Annotated in this window: 20 protein-coding genes; 8 read left to right on the plus strand and 12 right to left on the minus strand. The window is 61.4% G+C overall.

What is annotated here, in order from left to right; translation table 11 throughout:
• Positions 1–96 precede the first annotated feature (96 nt).
• The 6 genes from FB009_RS00975 to FB009_RS01000 form a co-directional block, all read right to left on the minus strand.
• Entirely contained in the window at positions 97–975 is an 879-nt protein-coding gene (locus FB009_RS00975; protein WP_028053352.1) for a carbohydrate ABC transporter permease, read from the minus strand.
• 4 nt (positions 976–979) lie between these two features.
• Positions 980–1,873, minus strand: coding sequence for a carbohydrate ABC transporter permease (locus FB009_RS00980; RefSeq protein WP_101804886.1), 894 nt, complete (start codon positions 1,871–1,873; stop codon positions 980–982).
• Complete coding sequence (locus tag FB009_RS00985) at positions 1,870–2,982, minus strand: ABC transporter ATP-binding protein (RefSeq protein WP_024311190.1); 1,113 nt, start codon at positions 2,980–2,982, stop codon at positions 1,870–1,872. The genes FB009_RS00980 and FB009_RS00985 overlap by 4 nt, the downstream gene beginning before the upstream one ends.
• 188 nt (positions 2,983–3,170) lie before the next feature.
• Entirely contained in the window at positions 3,171–4,433 is a 1,263-nt protein-coding gene (locus FB009_RS00990) for an ABC transporter substrate-binding protein (protein WP_024311189.1), read from the minus strand.
• Between the two features lie 10 nt (positions 4,434–4,443).
• Entirely contained in the window at positions 4,444–5,403 is a 960-nt protein-coding gene (locus FB009_RS00995) for a carbohydrate kinase family protein (protein WP_024311188.1), read from the minus strand.
• The gene (locus FB009_RS01000) at positions 5,394–6,779 is read right to left on the minus strand and encodes a family 4 glycosyl hydrolase (protein ID WP_024311187.1); all 1,386 of its coding nucleotides are present in this window, start codon (positions 6,777–6,779) and stop codon (positions 5,394–5,396) included. Before FB009_RS01000 ends, FB009_RS00995 begins: the two co-directional genes overlap by 10 nt.
• 202 nt (positions 6,780–6,981) lie before the next feature.
• Between FB009_RS01000 and FB009_RS01005 the strand changes: the two genes are divergently transcribed.
• Positions 6,982–7,755 (plus strand): GntR family transcriptional regulator, encoded by a 774-nt coding sequence (locus FB009_RS01005; protein WP_012061330.1) that lies wholly within the window; start codon positions 6,982–6,984, stop codon positions 7,753–7,755.
• A 16-nt stretch (positions 7,756–7,771) separates the two neighbouring features.
• Here FB009_RS01005 and FB009_RS01010 read toward each other — a convergent pair whose 3' ends face one another.
• The 4 genes from FB009_RS01010 to FB009_RS01025 all read right to left on the minus strand — a co-directional run bounded on the left by FB009_RS01010 (position 7,772) and on the right by FB009_RS01025 (position 12,723).
• On the minus strand, positions 7,772–9,088 hold the full coding sequence (locus tag FB009_RS01010; RefSeq protein WP_018011961.1) for an HlyD family type I secretion periplasmic adaptor subunit: 1,317 nt from the start codon (positions 9,086–9,088) through the stop codon (positions 7,772–7,774).
• Positions 9,085–10,833, minus strand: a complete 1,749-nt coding sequence (locus FB009_RS01015) for a type I secretion system permease/ATPase (RefSeq protein ID WP_012061328.1) — start codon at positions 10,831–10,833, stop codon at positions 9,085–9,087. The genes FB009_RS01010 and FB009_RS01015 overlap by 4 nt, the downstream gene beginning before the upstream one ends.
• A 259-nt stretch (positions 10,834–11,092) precedes the next feature.
• Entirely contained in the window at positions 11,093–11,419 is a 327-nt protein-coding gene (locus tag FB009_RS01020) for a hypothetical protein (protein ID WP_012061327.1), read from the minus strand.
• Between the two features lie 206 nt (positions 11,420–11,625).
• Positions 11,626–12,723, minus strand: coding sequence for a DUF475 domain-containing protein (locus tag FB009_RS01025; protein WP_012061326.1), 1,098 nt, complete (start codon positions 12,721–12,723; stop codon positions 11,626–11,628).
• Positions 12,724–13,077: 354 nt separating this feature from the next.
• Here FB009_RS01025 and FB009_RS32600 point away from each other — a divergent pair, with 354 nt between their 5' ends.
• From FB009_RS32600 to FB009_RS01060, 7 genes are all read left to right on the plus strand, one after another.
• Positions 13,078–13,329: a DUF982 domain-containing protein gene (locus tag FB009_RS32600; protein WP_024311186.1), complete on the plus strand. Its 252-nt coding sequence runs from the start codon at positions 13,078–13,080 to the stop codon at positions 13,327–13,329.
• Positions 13,330–13,380: 51 nt separating this feature from the next.
• Entirely contained in the window at positions 13,381–13,662 is a 282-nt protein-coding gene (locus FB009_RS01035; RefSeq protein ID WP_012061324.1) for a DUF982 domain-containing protein, read from the plus strand.
• Positions 13,640–13,888 (plus strand): DUF982 domain-containing protein, encoded by a 249-nt coding sequence (locus FB009_RS01040; protein ID WP_012061323.1) that lies wholly within the window; start codon positions 13,640–13,642, stop codon positions 13,886–13,888. The genes FB009_RS01035 and FB009_RS01040 overlap by 23 nt, the downstream gene beginning before the upstream one ends.
• A 100-nt stretch (positions 13,889–13,988) precedes the next feature.
• A complete protein-coding gene (locus FB009_RS01045; RefSeq protein WP_012061322.1) occupies positions 13,989–14,444 on the plus strand; it encodes a low affinity iron permease family protein in 456 nt (151 codons plus the stop codon).
• Positions 14,445–14,511: 67 nt separating this feature from the next.
• Positions 14,512–14,883 carry a hypothetical protein gene (locus FB009_RS01050; protein WP_024311185.1) on the plus strand — a complete coding sequence of 124 codons (372 nt, stop codon included), beginning with the start codon at positions 14,512–14,514 and terminating at the stop codon, positions 14,881–14,883.
• Complete coding sequence (locus FB009_RS01055) at positions 14,880–15,662, plus strand: SDR family oxidoreductase (RefSeq protein ID WP_012061320.1); 783 nt, start codon at positions 14,880–14,882, stop codon at positions 15,660–15,662. The genes FB009_RS01050 and FB009_RS01055 overlap by 4 nt, the downstream gene beginning before the upstream one ends.
• Before the next feature lie 334 nt (positions 15,663–15,996).
• Positions 15,997–16,302, plus strand: coding sequence for a DUF6074 family protein (locus FB009_RS01060; RefSeq protein ID WP_012061319.1), 306 nt, complete (start codon positions 15,997–15,999; stop codon positions 16,300–16,302).
• 48 nt (positions 16,303–16,350) lie between these two features.
• Here FB009_RS01060 and FB009_RS01065 read toward each other — a convergent pair whose 3' ends face one another.
• Together FB009_RS01065 and FB009_RS01070 are read right to left on the minus strand one after the other, a co-directional pair.
• The gene (locus FB009_RS01065; RefSeq protein ID WP_012061318.1) at positions 16,351–16,611 is read right to left on the minus strand and encodes a DUF982 domain-containing protein; all 261 of its coding nucleotides are present in this window, start codon (positions 16,609–16,611) and stop codon (positions 16,351–16,353) included.
• On the minus strand, positions 16,605–17,081 hold the full coding sequence (locus FB009_RS01070; protein ID WP_012061317.1) for a CBS domain-containing protein: 477 nt from the start codon (positions 17,079–17,081) through the stop codon (positions 16,605–16,607). The genes FB009_RS01065 and FB009_RS01070 overlap by 7 nt, the downstream gene beginning before the upstream one ends.
• Between the last annotated feature and the right edge of the window lie 140 nt (positions 17,082–17,221).

Raw genomic sequence — 17,221 nt, forward strand, 5'->3', positions numbered from 1 at the left:
CCGATTAAGCGTGACTCCAACTGATCCCGAAGTCCAATCACGAAAATAGATGATGCCAATTTTGGCACATAGAGTTCCGCGCGGCGGCGGTCGGTGTCACCCCTTCACGGCGCCGGACGTCAACCCGGCCACGATCTTGCGCTGGAAGACCAGCACGAGTGCGAGCAGCGGCAGCGTGACCGTTACGGAAGCGGCCATGATCTGCCCGAACGGATATTCATAGCGGCTGCTTCCTGTCAGGAGGCCGATCGCGACGGGAACCGTCCTGTTCTCGTCCGTCAGTATGAAGGTGAGAGCGAAGAGAAATTCGTTCCACGCAAGGATGAACGACAGCAGACCGGTACTGGCAATCGCCGGCCCCATCAGAGGCAGCAATACGTGCGTGAGGATACGCAGGCGTGAACAGCCATCGACGAGTGCCGCCTCCTCGAGCTCTTTCGGCAGATCACGGATGAAGCTCGTGAGGATCCATGTCGTAAACGGCAGTGTGAGGATGAGATAGGAGACGATCAGCCCCGACGGGCGGTTATAGAGGCCGAGCCATCCGATCACTTCAAACATTCCCGAAAGCACCACCACTTGCGGGAAGACCGAGATCATGAGTACGGCGATCAGAACCATACGGCCGGGCGGGAAACGCAGGCGCCCGAGCGCATAGGCGGCAAGAATGCCTATGACGAGAGAAATCGCCGTACTGACCAGGGCGACCACGCCGGAATTTACGAGCGCGCCCATGAATACGGGGTTGTTGAACAATTGCCGGTAGTTGCTGAAATCCAACGCGGGCAGCAGAGTGAACTGGTAAAGCGCCTGCCCCGTCTTTGTCGAGGAGACGATCGCCCAATAGTAGGGAAAGAGCATGTAGGCGAGGACGGCCGCAACGCCGGCATAAAGCCCGACCGCCTTTACGCGGCGCATGGCCCGATAGGTTGCGTTGGAATAGCGTCTCCCAGCAGTGCTCGCCGTCATCGCCATCTTCTCAACCCGCCGCCCGATCGAGGCGCAAGAGGCCGACGATAACGATAGCGATCATCCCGATGATCATGAACACCCATGTGGATGCAGCGGCTCCAAGGCCGAGGTCCTGAAAACTGATAAGTTGATCGCGCGCATAGATCGACATCGTCATGGTGTTTTCGTTGTTTGCCGCGAGCACATAGCTCAAGTCGAACATGCGAAGCGCGTCGAGCGAGCGGAAAAGGATGGCAACGCCGATCGCCGGCATGGCGAGCGGCAGGGTTATGGACCAGAAGCGCTTCCAGTGGGGCACGCCGGAAACCTCCGCCGCCTCGTATATTTCCTCGGGGATCAGTTGCAGGCCGGCCAGAATGAGAAGCACCATGAACGGCGTCGTCACCCAGACATCGATGAAGATCACCGTTCCAAGAATCAAGGACGGGTCGGCTGTCCAGGCGATACCCTTTTCAACGAGTCCCAGTGCGACGAGAAGCTTGTTGATCAGGCCGAACTGGTCGTTGAGCATCCATTCCCAAATGCGCGCCGAGACGACCATCGGCATCGCCCAGGGGATGAGGATCGCAGCCCTGACGATGCCGCGGCCGAGAAAGGCACGGTGAAGGAGCAAGGCGATGGCAAGCCCAAGGAGTGTCTCCAGAGCGACGGATACGAGCGTGAAAACCAATGTGTTCGTAACGGCGCCCCAGAACACCGGATCGTCGGCTACCTCCACGAAGTTGTCAAAACCTACAAATCCGTAGTCCGAGGGCGCATCGAGGTAGGCGTCGGTGAAGGAGAAGAAAATGCTGCGGCCGAGCGGCCATATCGCTACCGCGGCCAGCGTCAGCAGCAAGGGAAGCAGGAAGAGCCATGCGGTGCGGTGCTGCTGGCGCTCCATCCGGCGGGCGGCGTTCACGACGACGCTCCAAGGGACAGCGGAATGCTCGTGCGGTGGTCGATGCGCCTGCCATCCTCTCCGAAGAGGTAGAGGCTTTCCGGCTGCCAGGTCAGGCCGACGGGCTCGCCGGGCGTGATTTGCGGCGGGCTCCCCGTCGCACGGATCGTCCAGACCAGCGTTTCGGTGAGACGCACATAGCAGAGATATTCGTAGCCGAGATCCTCCATCCGCTCGAAGGTTCCGCGTATGGCGCCCTTCACATCCGCACCGACGAGCTGCAGACTTTCCGGCCGCAATCCGAGCTCGACGGGCGTTCCTTCTGCCGCAGCGAGATCGGCCGCATAGGTGAAGCCGCCTGCACCCCTGAGCATCGAAACGGCCGCACCGGCCGTCTCCAAAGGGGCGAAATTCATCCTCGGACTGCCGAGGAACCCGGCAACGAAGCGATTTGCCGGCCGGTCGTACAGCGCGCGAGGCCGCCCCACCTGCTCGATCTTCCCGTGATTGAGGATCACGATCCGGTCGGCGAGCGTCATCGCTTCCGTCTGATCGTGGGTGACATAGATCATCGTCGTCCTGACGTCGGCATGCAGCTTGGCGATCTCGAAGCGCATTTCCATGCGCAGGTCCGCGTCGAGATTGGAAAGCGGCTCATCGAAGAGGAAAACCTCCGGCTGGCCGACCAGCGCTCGACCGATCGCGACGCGCTGCCGCTGACCGCCGGAAAGCTGGCGCGGCCGCCGCTCGAGCAGATGGCCGATCTTCAGCATGTCGGCGACCCTCGCGACACGGCGCCGCATCTCGTCTTTGCCGAGCCGCGCCGTTTCGAGCGCGAAGCCGATGTTCCGCGCGACGTTCATATGGGGGTAGAGCGCATAGGACTGGAAGACGAAGGCAAGTCCTCGCTTCGAAGCGGGCACATCCGTCACCTGGTCGCCACCGATAAATACGTCGCCGCCGGAAACCGGGACGAGACCGGCAATCAATCGCAAAAGCGTCGACTTCCCGCAACCGGACGGACCGACGAAGACGACGAATTCGCCGTCCTCGATCTCGAGGTCGATGGACCGGATCACGTCATAGGTACCGAAGGTCTTGCTGACATTCCTCAGGGTGACCGAAGCCATTCCATTTTCCTTCCAGAACGGTTTTCTGTTCCATTCGAACATCGAACCATCCAAGGCTTTACGACTGCGCACTTGCTGACGGGGACGGTTTCCGATTGTCCCGCCAGTTCTTCAGGCCTTTCACGGCAGCGCGGCCCGCGCCACCGTGTCGATGCGGCGCCCCCGACCGGCCGAGGGCGCCGCTCTCGTCATTTCGCTTTAACGTCGCGTTCGAGGCGTCGCTCGAGATCGGCGAGTTCCTTCGCGACATCGTCCTTGCCGGAGATGATGTCGTGAACCGCCCGGTAGAAGGTACGGGAAACACGATTATAGTTCTTGCCCGTGGCTGCCGAGGGACGCGCGACCGATTCTTCGAACGCGGTCTTCGCCATGCCGAGGAACGGAATCTTCGCCAGCACATCGGCGTCTTCGTAGAGCGCCTCCACGGTCGGATTGTAGCCGCCTTCGATTGCACGCATCTTCTGGTCTTCCGCACCTACCATGTAGCGCAGCAGCTCCGCTGCAAGCTCCGGATTCTTGGAATATTTGGAAACGCCGAGATAGGCGGTACCGAGCGCACCGCTCGACTTCTGGCCTTCCGCACCCACCGGAAGCGCGCTCACCCCGACCTTGCCGACGAGCTTGCCGCCTTCGGCCTGCGACGTTCCCCACACATAAGGCCAGTTCCGGTGAAAGACGGCATTGCCGCTCTCGAAGAGGGCACGCGAGTTTTCCTCATCGTAGTTCAGAACCCCCTCAGGCGAAATCGTCCCGATCCAGCCGCGCGCACGGCTCAAAGCCGCCTCCGTCTTGGGATTGTTGATTGTCACCTCTCCGTCGTCGGAAAGGATCGTGCCGCCGCCGGCCGAAGCGATCCACTCCAGCGCATCGCAGGTCAGGCCCTCATAGCTCCGGCCCTGCCAGGCATAGCCCCATATATCCGGACTGCCGACCTTGCGTTCCGCATCCTGAATCTCCTTGGCGGTCGCCGTCAGTTCGTCCCAGGTCTTCGGAGGCTGCTTGCCGTACTTCTCCAGCAGGTCCTTACGATAGAACATCAGGCCGGTGTCGATGTAGAAAGGCATCGACAGGAGCTTGCCGTCGAGGCGCGCCGCATCCGCGGCAGAGGCGAAATGCGCCTTCACCTCCTCCTCAGGTACGAGAGACGTCAGGTCGAGGAGATGATCCTTGAACATACCCAGCCAGATGACGTCGATGTAGAGGACATCCATGTCGGACGACTGGGCCGCGAACAATTGCTGATAGATCGGAATGGCGTCGTCGAGGTTCTGCGGCATCCGGTTGAGTTTCACGTCATGGCCGGTTTCTTTCGTCCATTTCTGGACAGCCTTCTCGCAAAGCTCGTAGTCGGTCGCCGAGCAAAACATCGAAACGGTATCCGCCTTTGCGGGAAAGGCGGATACGACGGCAATGACGGTCATACCTGCCAGTGTTTTCAAAAGATGCTTCATGTTCGTTCCCTCATTTGTTCTCTTGTGAACGCAAGCTATATCGCGGCTCCCGCCGCCGATATTGCGTCAGATCCTCTTTGAAAGGCAGGTTGCGGCCGCCGTATCCCGTCACTGCCAGCGAGCCGCAGATCACACCGAGCTCGATGGCGCCCTCGATATCAGGCTCGGTCAATAGCCCGTGAACGAAGCCGGCGTTGAAACTGTCGCCTGCGCCCGTGGTATCGAATACGGCGACGGCGAGCGCCGGCATTCGGGTCGTCCGCCCTTTGGAGGCGGCAATCGCTCCATCCGCTCCGCACTTGATGACGACAGTCGGACAGAAGCGGGCGATCGATGAAAGCGCGCGCTCCACGTCGTCTTCGCCCGTCAGCGCCTTTGCTTCCGATGCGTTCGGCAGAAAGACGTCGATCAGCCCCAGCATCTCCTCCATTCCGGGGGTCGACAGCCGATAGTCGACATGCTGACAGTCGGAGCAGACGGTGATACCGAGGCTGCGCGCCGCCTCGATAAGCCGCCCCCGTTCATCGTCGAGCGAGAAGCCCTGAAGAAGCAATATGCGCGGCCTGATCCGCGCCAGATCCTCAGGCGTCGGCAGGGGATCGGGCTCTTCGGCGTAGCTGATGAATCCGCGGTCGTGCGCGAAGGAAAAAGCTGCACTGACGCGGCGCAGCGGCCTGTCGAGATGGATGAAGAGGCGATCATCTATATTCTCGCTGCGGGCTTGATCGACGATCATGCGGCTGAAGATATCGGTGCCGAATTGACACCACCAACCGGCGCTCGTTCCGAGCCGCGCAAAGCCCAGCGCCGTCGAATAGGCGGCACCGGGAACCCACTCGAACTCCTCCGCCCAGAGATCGGCGCTGATCTTCGGTACTTCCGGGAGCCCGCGGAAGATAAGGTCGAAGTAGTACTCTCCGACCACCATAACGTCGTAGCGGGAACGGACGCCGTTGTCGTTCACGACCATTCCCCTGCGAATTCAGCATGTGCCGCGAGATATTCATCGACGAGAGGCACCGCGCGCGAGTAGGAAAGCACCAGGGGATGAGCCATGAGCGCCTGTACGGCGAGATCGCGGCTGCGTTGCCTGATCGCCCGCACGGCCAGCCGCTCGTAGCGCTTCACACTATGGACGAGCTGCGCCTGCGCTTCCGGCATGGCACCGATCTTCATCGGCCGAATGCCGTCCTGGCCCACCACGCAGCTCACCTCGACGACATCGTCGTCCCGCAAGCCTTCGATGGCACCTTCGTTGCGCACGTTCAGGCCGCTATAGCACGCTTTTCCGGTCTGCAGCGCATCGACGAGGTTGAGCGCGACACCGGCATAGCCCTCTCCCTCCTCACCCGTCTCCCCGGCGGCGAGGCCCTCGACAAGCCTGTCGGCCTCTTCCATGCTGGGGGCGTCTGCCAGCGCGTAATGCATGTAGGTGGCGTTGCGCCGCCGCTCGTAGGCGTAGTAAGCAGCAAGAGCCGCCTCGGCATCGGCATCCATATCCATGGCGCTGAGCCGGGTGATCAGTGCCGCGTTCAGGTCCTTGACCTCCTCGCCGCGCGTGCGCGCATCAGCCTTGAGCGCCTCGACCGCCTTCTCCGCATAATAATAATAGTAGAGATATTCGTTGATCCAGTTGCGCTGGCTTCTGATCAGGCCCGCATCGAACATTCGCTGCGATGTGGAGCGAATGAATCCGTCGTCATCGAGCAGCGGCTGAAGAACTTCCCTGCCGTCGATCGTCGCGCGTCGCGTAAAGGAAAGATGGTTCAGGCCATAAACCTCGCAGTGCACGTCGTTCTGCGGCACCTTGTACCAGCGCGCCAGCGCTTCCTGCGCCCCGTTCGCCCCGTCACAAATGCCGACGGTGCGATGATAACCTTCGTCTTGTAGCGCCTGGGTCACGAGTCCCGCCGGATTGGTGAAGTTGAACAGCCACGCATCCGGACTGACGTTCTTCAGGATCTCGGCATATTTCAGGATGACCGGAATGCTGCGTAGCGCCATGGCGAAGCCGCCGGGGCCGGTCGTTTCCTGGCCGAGCACCCCATGGGCCAACGCAATGCGCTCATCCTTGATGCGCCCATCCTCGTCGCCCGGGCGAACCGTCGTAACGACGTAACTCGCCCCTTCGAGCGCGCGCTCGGCGTCGGCGGCCATTGTGATCCGGACGGGAGACTGCATGCGACGCGCCAGTTCCTGACTTATGCGCCCGAAGAGTTCGAGTTTCCGTTCATTGATGTCCTGCAGACAGATCTCGGTCAGGTCGCTTCTTTCCGCGCGCCTGAGGGCCGAGCCGACAAAAAGGGGCGCCCGGACGCCGCCGCCGCCGATCAAGGTCAGTTTCATTCTTTACTCCGCCGTTCCGCTCGTGGTATCGCTACTGGATATAACCAGTTATGTCAATTCATGGCGGCGCTGGTTTTCTTTCGTTTGCCATGCCCGTTGCCGGAGCATCGGCATGCTGGCGAACGCTGTTCACCACTTGTCTTCGGCCCGGGCAGGTGCAATGCAATTCATCATCCCGAAACCCGCGCTGAAACCAGAGAGCATGGCACGACAGGAAAACCTCCCGGACGAAAGGCCGATCGACCGCAATCATCCGGATGCGCTTTACGCGCAACTGCGAAATCTTCTGAGAGGCATGATCGAGCGTCGCGAATTGGCGGTAAACGACAAGCTCCCGTCGGAGCGGGAACTCGTGGCAGTTTACGGCGTCAGCCGCATCACCGTGCGCCAGGCGATCAAGGAACTCGAAAACCTCGGTTATCTGCAAACGCGGCCCGGAAAGGGTATCTACGTAACCGAGCCCGCTCCGGTCTACGAACTGGAGGTGGTTCGCAGCTTCACCCAGACGGCCCATGCCAACAACCGAAAGCCGGGCATGCGGCTTCTCAGGGCGGAGATCGCACGGGCCGACCCGGAAGTTGCGAGACCGCTTTCACTCCCGACCGGGGCAGAGGTAGTGTTTCTGGAAAGACTCCGCCTCCTCGATGGCGTGCCGGTGGTCGTGCAGAGGGATTGGTTCTCCGCCTCGCTGACTCCTGGCATCCTCGACATCGACTGGACGGTCGAAAACAGGTCGCTTTACGATGAGTTCGAGAATCGCTACGGCATCCTTCCGTCACGCGGACAATCGACGCTGAGCGCGAGGCTTGCATCCGACCTCGAGGCCTCCCTCCTCCAGCTCGATCGGCCGGCCGCCGTGCTGACGCTGGATCAGATTGCCTATGACAGCCACAACCGTACCGTAAACATCAGCGCCGCGGCCTATCATCCGACCCGCTATCCGCTCTCGCTGACGCAGTCGCACCGACGCTTCTGATATCGCACCTGCCGACTCAATCTTCCCGGAAGGCATGCCGCATCTGATCCGTGAGCGGCTTAGTCAAATAGGAGATCACCGTACGGTCGGCGATCTTGATGAACACTTCCGCCGGCATGCCCGGATAGAGCGAAAGCCCCTTCAGCTTGGCGAGGCTCTCCGTCTTCGGGCGAATGCGCAGGGGATAGTAGCTGGCTCCGGTGCGCTCGTCGGTGACGAGATCCGGCGCGACCGTCACCACTTCGGCCTCCACTTCAGGGGTGGTGCGCTGATTGAAGGCACTGAAGCGGATTTCAACCGATTGGCCGACACGGATCTGGTCGATGTCATGGGTCGCTACCTTCGCCTCGACGGTCAGGTCGTCGACCTCCGGTACGACGAGCATCAGCGTTTCACCCGGATTGATGACGCCATTGACCGTGTGAATTGCCAGCTGGTAGATGCGCCCGGAAAGCGGGGCGGTGATGTCGAGGCGGCGCAACTGGTCGGCGGCCGCCGTGCGGCGTTCCTCATATTCTGCGATCTTGGCTTCGACGTCGGTCAGTTCCTTGGAAATTTCGGTGCGCCGGTCCTCATCGAGCTGCAGGATCTGCAGGTCGATCTCGCTCGACTTGCCGCGCGCCTGGGCGCGGGCCGCGATATGTCGGCCACGCCCACCCTCGAGTTCCGCGCGCTGGCGCTTCAGCGTCGTAACGCGTTGCATCGGCACGAGCCCCTGACCGAAAAGCGAGTCGACCCCGGTCAGTTCCTCCGCGATCAGCTTCAGCGCGTCCTCGATCGCGTTCAACTGTACCGTCAGACCCTCGGTCTCGTCGGCAAGCTGCGCCTTTCTCGAATCGAGCTGACCCTTCATGCCCAACAGGGCCGAGCGACGGTTCGCGAAGAGCCTCTGTTCGCCGTCGATGAGCTTCGCCGCCGCCGTGCCGGAGATGAACTCGGCGAGATCTTCTTCTATCTCGAAGGATGCGGCACCGATCCGTTCGGCCAGCAGCCGGGCACGGCGGGCATAGAATTGTGCCAGCGTGCCTTCGATGATCGCGAGATTGGCGCGTACCGTCGTGCCGTCGAGGCGGATCAGCACCTGGCCGGCCTCAACCCGATCGCCCTCCTTGACCAGGAGCTCTCCGACGATGCCGCCGGTCAGATGCTGCACTTTCTTGACATTATCGTCGACGACCACGACGCCGCCGGCGACGATCGCGCTGGACAGTTCCGTTGTCGCGGCCCAGCCGCCGACGCCCGCCACGAGGGCGAGCGCAAGAACCGAGACGCCGATCAGATGCCGGGAGAGCGACCGATGTGCAGTCGGTTTCGCCTGGGGCCATCCCCTCATTGCTTCGCCTCCTGCCCTTCTGCAACGATTTTCAGCGAATTCTGTCGCTCCACCTGTTGCGGACGAAGTACCTGACCGAGGACTTGCTCCTTGGGCCCGAAAGCCTGCATGCGTCCTTCATTCATCATCAGCACGAGATCGACGCTTGCGAGTGCGCTCGGCCGGTGGGCGACCACGATGACGATGCCGCCACGGCTGCGCACGCTCATGATCGCTTCGCTGAGCGCCTGCTCGCCCTCGGCGTCGAGGTTGGAATTGGGCTCGTCGAGAACGACGAGAAAGGGATTGCCGTAAAGGGCCCTCGCGAGAGCCACCCGTTGGCGCTGGCCGGCCGAGAGCGTCATGCCGCCATCGCCGATCTCGGTGTCATAGCCGTTCGGAAGCCGGAGGATCAGATCGTTGACGCGCGCCGCCTTTGCGGCGGCGACGATCGCGTCCGGTGTCGCGTCTTCGGCAAAACGGCAGATGTTCTGCGCGATCGTCCCGGCGAACAGTTCCACGTCCTGCGGCAGGTAGCCGATGTGTTTCCCGAGTTCATCGCTGTCCCATTGATCGAGGGCTGCACCGTCCAGCCGAACCGAGCCGCGATAGGCCGGCCATATACCGAGGATCGCGCGCGCCAGAGACGATTTTCCCGAAGCGCTCGGTCCTATGACTCCCACGGCACCGCCCGCACCGACCGTGAAATTCACATCCGACAAGATGAGGCGCTGCGCCGCCGGCGGACCGCTTGCCAGCCCTTCGACGGTGAGGCGATCGCGCGGGGTCGGAAGCTGGAGTGGTGCATCGGCTTCCGGCAGGGCTTTGAGCAATTCCTTGAGGCGTTGCCAGCTCTGGCGCGCTGCGACGAGGCCGCGCCAGTTGCCGATGGCAAGTTCCACGGGCGCAAGAGCCCGGGCTGTCAGGATCGAGCCCGCAATGATGATCCCGGGCGAAGCTTCGCCTCGTATCACCAGAACGGCGCCGGCCGCCAGAACGCAGGACTGCAGCGCCATGCGAAAGACCTTCGACAACGCGCCGTAGCCATTGCCGATATCGGAGGTGCGGCGGTTCTCATCGCGGAACTCCGTATTGCGCCTCTCCCACATCGCCGTCAGCCGCGCTGACATTCCCATGGCATGAACCACCTCGGCATTGCGCTGGGAGGCCTGCGCGAAGGCGTTGCGAAGCCCTCCGGCCTCCGAGGCTTTCCTGGCAGGCGCCTGGGTGCCGCGGTTGGTGAGATAGGTGAGCAACATCAGGACCAGGCCGCCGATGATCGCGACCAAACCGATGACCGGGTGGAAAAGAAAGCAGATCGCGATGTAGAAGGGCAGCCAGGGCAGGTCGAAGAGCGCGGCCGGGCCGGCACCCGACAGGAACGACCGAACCTGATCGAAATCGCGCAGCGCCTGGAGACCGTCCCCCTGCATTCTGAGCTTCAGCGGCGCCTTCACGATGGCGCGGTAAATGCGACCGTTCAGGCTCTCGTCGAGGGCACCGGCGATGCGCACCAGCATCCGCCCGCGAACGAGCTCAAAGGCTCCCTGAAAGGCATAAAGCAGCAGCGCGAGAAGAGAGAGAGCAACCAGGGACGGAATGCTGCGGCTCGGCAGAATTCGATCGTAGACTTCGAGCATGAAGAACGACCCGGTGAGGTATAGAACGTTGACGAGCGCGCTTGCGATGGCAACACCGATGAAAGCCGTTCGGCAATCCCGCAAGGCAGAGGCTGGGTCGGCATTCCTGCCGTTGGATGTAGCCATAAACTCAGACACCGGCTGATATCTCGCAATCGGGTTTCAAACGCATTTTCCGTCACTCGGCCGCCGGTTGCCAGGCAGTGGCAATCCTACGACCCCTGTCAGTCCCTGATCGGGTCCGCTACACTCCGGAGCTCCGCAATGAGGAGTTGTTCCTCCTGATACAATGATGTACGCCAAACTTGCCTCCTTGGCCATCGTTCCCTGCGTGGCCTGCTGCATAGCGGGCTGTTTAAGGACTCAAGGGCGCCCGCCCCGGGTCCTATGACTCCTCCATCGACGCTCCGGTCTCAGGTGGAAATGCGGGCTCGGCCGCCGGTGCCGGCGCAAATGCGTCGATGCTGCCGCCCCGTCCCCAGGTCGCAGCGAGGCTCATCAGTTCGTCCATTTCCCTTCGGAGCCGGTGCCAGACCAGAATGTCCTCGGCATGGGGCGCATTGCGACGCGGATCATAGAACGGGTCGATCTCGTCGCCGGCGGCCTTGCGCGCATCCTCAAGCCGCCCCTTCAATGCGCTCGCCTCCTCCTTCAGCGAGAAATACCGGCGCATGACCGCAATCAGCGCAAGATCGTTGGGGCTGGTGTTCAAAGGTAATCCTCCGGGCATTTCTTGAGCGCCGCCGTCGAGCGTCTCGCGGCTGCAGGGAACCGCCCCAATTGCGGAAGATTTTGGCACATTTCCGGCATGGCGGGAGAAATGTGCCTGACAGCATGCTCGGCGGGCTCGCAAAAAAAGACCCGGCGTAACCCGCCGGGTCTTTGCTCTCGTTGCGAGGCCGAGGCGGTCGCGGTGGCTCAGGCCTCGACGCGCCTCCGTCCGCGCGTGTCGTCCTCGACCTGCTCCATTTCCCGCCGGTTATGTCGGACCGAGGACCAGAGGGAAAGGCCGATGAGGCCGGCCCCACCGAGCCCAGTAATGACCTCTGGAATATGGACCAGCGTCTGGAAATACATGACCACGGAAAGGATCAGGATGGCGTAGAATGCGCCGTGTTCCAGATAACGATATTCGCTGAGCGTTTTCTTCTCGACCAGCATGATCGTCATGGAGCGGACATACATCGCGCCGATACCGAGCCCGATGGCAATGATGAAAAGGTTCTGGGTCAAAGCGAAGGCGCCTATGACCCCATCGAAGGAAAAGCTGGCGTCGAGCACTTCCAGATAGAGGAAAGCGCCAAATCCCCCCTTCGCCGCTGCGCTCATCGTCTGCTGCGAAGCGTCAAGTAGGCCGCCGACCACTTCGACGGCCAGGAAGGTAAGGAGGCCGTAGACGCAGGCATGAACGAACACGACGGCTTCATCCGCTTCGAGCAGCTTCGAAAAGCCGAGTATGAGCGCCAGAACGAAGGCGATCTCGACTCCCTTGATGGTCGCAAAGCGCGCCATCCGGCTCTCCAGCCATGCAATCCAGTGCACGTCCTTTTCATGGTCGAAAAAGTATGTGAGTCCGACCATCATCAAGAACGTACCGCCGAAGGCAGCGATCGGGAGATGCGCTTCGTGCATGATGCGCGAATATTCCTCGGGCTGCGTTGCAGCGAGAATGACCGCCTCGATCGGACCAATGCTCGCGGCGATGACCACGATCAACAAAGGGAACACGATACGCATGCCGAAAACGGCGATGAGGATGCCCCACGTCAGGAAGCGCTGCTGCCAGACCGGGGTCATGTCCTTGAGCTTGTTGGCATTAACGATGGCATTATCGAAGGACAGCGAGATTTCGAGGACCGCGAGCACGGTGCAGATGAAGAACACCGTCATCATACCGCCCAGGGTCCCGGTCGACTGCCAGCCGAGCCAGGCGCCAAGCAGAAGCCCTGCACCCGTAACGATGAACGCCCATTTGAAGTATCCGAGAGAGCTTGTCTGTGTGCTGCCTCCGGTCATGAGCGAACCTCCCCGCCACGCATCATGGAAGCGTTCGCATAAGAGAAATTTCCGGAAGCGGAAAAGCGCACAAGCCTATTGGCACATGCGTGAGGCATGAGATCAGTTTTCATGGTAGCTATACCCGCCGGCGTGACTTGCTGGCGGTACCGACATCACGAGAGCGCCGTAAACTCTCGCCAGAGGGGCCCGGCACCAATGTTCATCCCGCATTCCGATGTCCAAGAGCGGGACGCTTCTTACTTAGCGATGCCGCGCTGTGCGTCAAGGGGGCAGCCGCGCGCTTGCGGCGGAACCAAAAGCCTATGTCCCAAGTTTTATTTCCGACCGGCAACAACCGCGAGGCTTGGCGTCATGCATTGTTTCTGGTGGGATAAGAGCGTTGAACTGGAACTCGGAGCCGAAGGCAAATATCGCGACGTGAAAAGCACGCGGGAGGCCGTAGAATGCCTGTCGCAGCGCTGGCCGCAGCGGGACGGCCGCGCGCTGGCCGCGGCGAAGCGGGTGTGTCTCCAGGCTCTCGAAGGCAAGGTTGGAGCGGAGAAGGCCCGCAGGGCCTTCATAAAGGCAGCGGAAGAGGCACATATATCGATCCGCAGCCATTAGAGCGGGATGGAGGAGGCGCGCTGGGCGGCTCCGGGCTGGCGAGGAAGAAAAATGTACGAGATTCCATGGAGCAGGCCCGTCAAAATCACCATGCTCGACGGCAGATGCCGCACCGTTGTCGGCCCGCTCGACGCTATGCATTGTCTTCAAAGCGAATGGCCGGTGCGGGACGGTGCCTATTACGGTTGCGCAATACGCGCCTGCAACGCAGCACTCAAGCGTAGAAAGAGGCCTGAAGACGCGCGCGCCGCCTTCATCGCCGCTTTACGTGAAGCCTTCCTGACGGTCGCGCCACTGCAGGAGGGTGGTCATGGACCCCGGCCCCTGGAATGAATGTGTACCCGTGCGGATGCCGGATAATTCAAAGATTCACATGGTATCCAACACCCGTCAGGCATTCGAGCTACTGACGCAGCACTGGCCGACCAGCCATGGCCAGGCCTATCTGGCGGCAATCGACATATGCCGGGCGGTGCTCGACCGCGACTCCCCCGCCTATGTGGCGAGGGCGGCCTTTGTCGCGGCGGCGAAAGAGGCCCAGGTCAATGTCGTGACCTGAACCCCGCACCGCATGCGGCCGCACTCACTCAAGATGCAGGAATTGGAACTCTTGGCAGGGTTTGCGTGTTGAACAGCGGATCAACAAACGTGGGTACCCGATGCCAAAGGCCAATGGTTTCAGCAGGTTTGCCAGCGCGGTGGCGGAATATGCCGGGCGCCCCGCCGTTTTCGTCCTTGCCCTTGCATTGATAGGCGCCTGGGCAGTCACAGGTCCGATCTTCGGTTTCTCCCAGACGTGGCAGCTCGTCGTCAATACCGGCACGACGATCGTCACCTTTCTCATGGTTTTCGTCCTTCAGAACACGCAGAACCGGGACGGCCGGGCCCTTCAGGCAAAGCTCGACGAACTCATCCTCACCAGCTCGGCGGAGAACCGCTATGTCGGAATCGAAAAGCTGGATGAAAAAGAGCTTAAACGACTGGCCGAGATCCTCCGGAAACACGCCCACGACCAGGACGACGACGAACTTCGGGAGAAGGTATCCAGCGCCGCTGAACGCCGGGGTCTGGGAAGAGCTAATCGGAACCAAAACACGCGGCAGCCGTTTGCCTGACGAAACCACGGCAACCACAGAGCCAATTCGGCGCAATGCTGCAGCGCATCGTGAGAGGAGACGCCTTATGCATCTCGTTGGTACACAGGTCATCCCGGAACAGGGCGGGAAAGCCGGCTTTACGGTGGAATTCGTCGGCGAAGGAGGAGAGATCGTCTCCGTATCCATGCGCAATGATGCGGCCACGAACATCAACCGGCTCAATGCCATCGAAAGGGCGCAAGCCGTCATGCGCGAGCTCGCAGACGCCGATTGCGACGCGATCGAGGAGTCCCAGAACGGCCCGGAATTCCATCGCAGCGCCCGCGGTGCCAAGGACACGGACGAAATGGAAAGGCAGCTCGACGAGGGCCTCGAGGACACATTCCCGGCCAGTGATCCGGTCTCGGTCACCGTTTCCACCATCCCGACCGACCGCGCTAAGAACGGTAAGCCATGAACCGAACATCCACCGTTGCCTTGGTCACCGGCGCCGGGTCCGGCATCGGCCGAGCCACTGCTCTGGCACTCGCCTTGGACGGCGTGAAAATCGGAGCGCTGGGGCGCACAGGATCGGAGGTTGAGACAGTCGCCGGCGAAATCGCCAAGGCCGGCGGCGAGGCGATGGCGCTTGAGGCGGACATTTCCGACGAACTGCAGATGCGCAATGCGGTCAACGGCCTCGTCGGCAAGTTCGGTCATCTCGACATCGTTGTCGCGAATGCCGGTATTAACGGAGTCTGGGCTCCGATCGACGACCTGAAGCCGTTCGAATGGGACGAGACGATCGCCGTCAATCTGCGCGGCACCTTTCTCACCCTGCACTTGACCGTCCCCCATCTGAAACAGCGCGGCGGCGGGTCCATCGTGGTTGTTTCCTCGATCAACGGCACGAGGACCTTTACGACGCCCGGCGCTACAGCCTATACCGCCACCAAAGCAGCACAGGTTGCGATGGTCCAGCAATTGGCGCTCGAGCTCGGCAAACACCACATCCGCGTCAACGCTGTCTGTCCCGGTGAGATCGAAACGAACATCGACGACAATACGAAACTGCGCCACGAAGAAGAGACGGCCATTCCCGTTGAATGGCCGGACGGACAGGTGCCTATCTCCGACGGGCAGCCGGGGCGCAGCGAAGACGTGGCGGAGGTCATCCGTTTCCTGGTCTCAGACCGCGCTCGCCACGTGACCGGAAGCCCAGTCTGGATCGACGGCGGCCAGGGTCTCCTGCGATAAACTCCCGACAGTGATGCCGTCCGATTGATACAGTGAATCGGTCGCCCTTCGAAAAGGAAGGCCCCGCCTGGGACGGCGGAGCCCGTTATTTTGTTCGTTGTTTTTAAGAACGCGCGGATCCGTAGGGCTTTGCGGAGAGGGAACTTGTTCCACGCGATCCGATAGTCAAACTGTGCAGGGAAGCGTTTGTTCCCGCCGACACCCTGTAAAGTTCGTCGCGGCGAGAATTTCGCCACCCGGAGCGATATCCGTCGGAACTGCGAGCCGTTGCGACCAATGAATCATTAACCATCTAGCCGATAGACGTGGCTGGTGATGAATGTAAGGTGATTCGATGGCAGCTGAGTTTGGCGAAGGAACCATGGTCCAGGGCGGCGAAGTGATCGCATTTCCCTTGGCGGCCCGTGCAGGCGACGTCGCACGCTGCGCACGCGAACTCGACAGGATACATGGCGCCGCTGCCGTCCATTACTGGAAGGGCGAATGCCGCAGGCTCGCCGAACAGCTTGCCATTCTCGGCGTCGATGAGGCCGGCGTTCGCGAGGAAGTCCTCGCTTTTCAGGCGGAAGTCCAGGCTGCAATGGCGGAGCGTTACAACGAGCCGGCGAGCCGGAACCGCTCCGGCCCTCGACAGCGGTGAAATTACGGTCTGGCAGCCGCCCAACCGTTCAGAGCTGAGACGGCTCGGTCAACCGGTCCAGGAATGTACGCTGAACTTCGCTTCCTCGGCAGCCTTGATGAAGGCGCTGCGTGCAATATCGGGCTCGTCGTTTCCCTCGATAACCCGCTCACAGGCTGCAAAGGCGTCACGCTTTGCGTCTCCGTCGGCGATCGGCCAATGATTCTTGAGGCAGAGAAACGCGTCGCGGGTGCTTTGTACTCTGAGCACTCGGTTCTTCCCGCCCTCCAAGATCACCGCTTCGCTCCAAAGACGATCCTGCGTCAGCATGTTGACATTCCTTCAAGACGTGACTCAACGGGCACAGGCCGATTGATTCCCTCGAGAACGAGGCCGCCGAGTTCCGGGTTGACTCGGCTGATGTCGGCGAGAGCCACTATGCCGGCGGCCTGCCGCTTCTCATTGACAACGACGAGACGACGAATACGCAGATCGTGCATCTTCTGAGCAGCAAGGAGGAGGCTGTCGTGCTCCTCGCAAGATTCTGCCGACACCGTCATGAATTCGAAAACGGCCGTTGAACTGGAAAGGCCTTTCGCGACGACGGACGTGACTATGTCCCGATCCGTGACGATTCCCAGGATCGTTCCTACACCCGGCGTCTCCACGGGCACCGCGCCAACACCCGTCTCAGCCATCAGCCGGGCGACGGATTGCGCGCTGTCAGTGGGTGACACGGTGAAAACCTGCCGGGACATCACGTCCCGGACGCGGACCATCCTATCGTCATGGCCGGCCATCGATGAGGCTCCTCCCGTTGATCGAGGCCGGTACCGCCACCTCATCTCTTCTCGGCTTCCTCAGGATGAGGTCGACCCTCTGAGGGGCGATTACCTGTGGGTGCCACGTGTTGCGGCCGGGCTTGTTCGGATTTTCCGGA

It is taken from the genome of Sinorhizobium medicae (assembly GCF_007827695.1).
In the GTDB taxonomy this organism is placed as follows: Bacteria; Pseudomonadota; Alphaproteobacteria; order Rhizobiales; family Rhizobiaceae; genus Sinorhizobium; species Sinorhizobium medicae.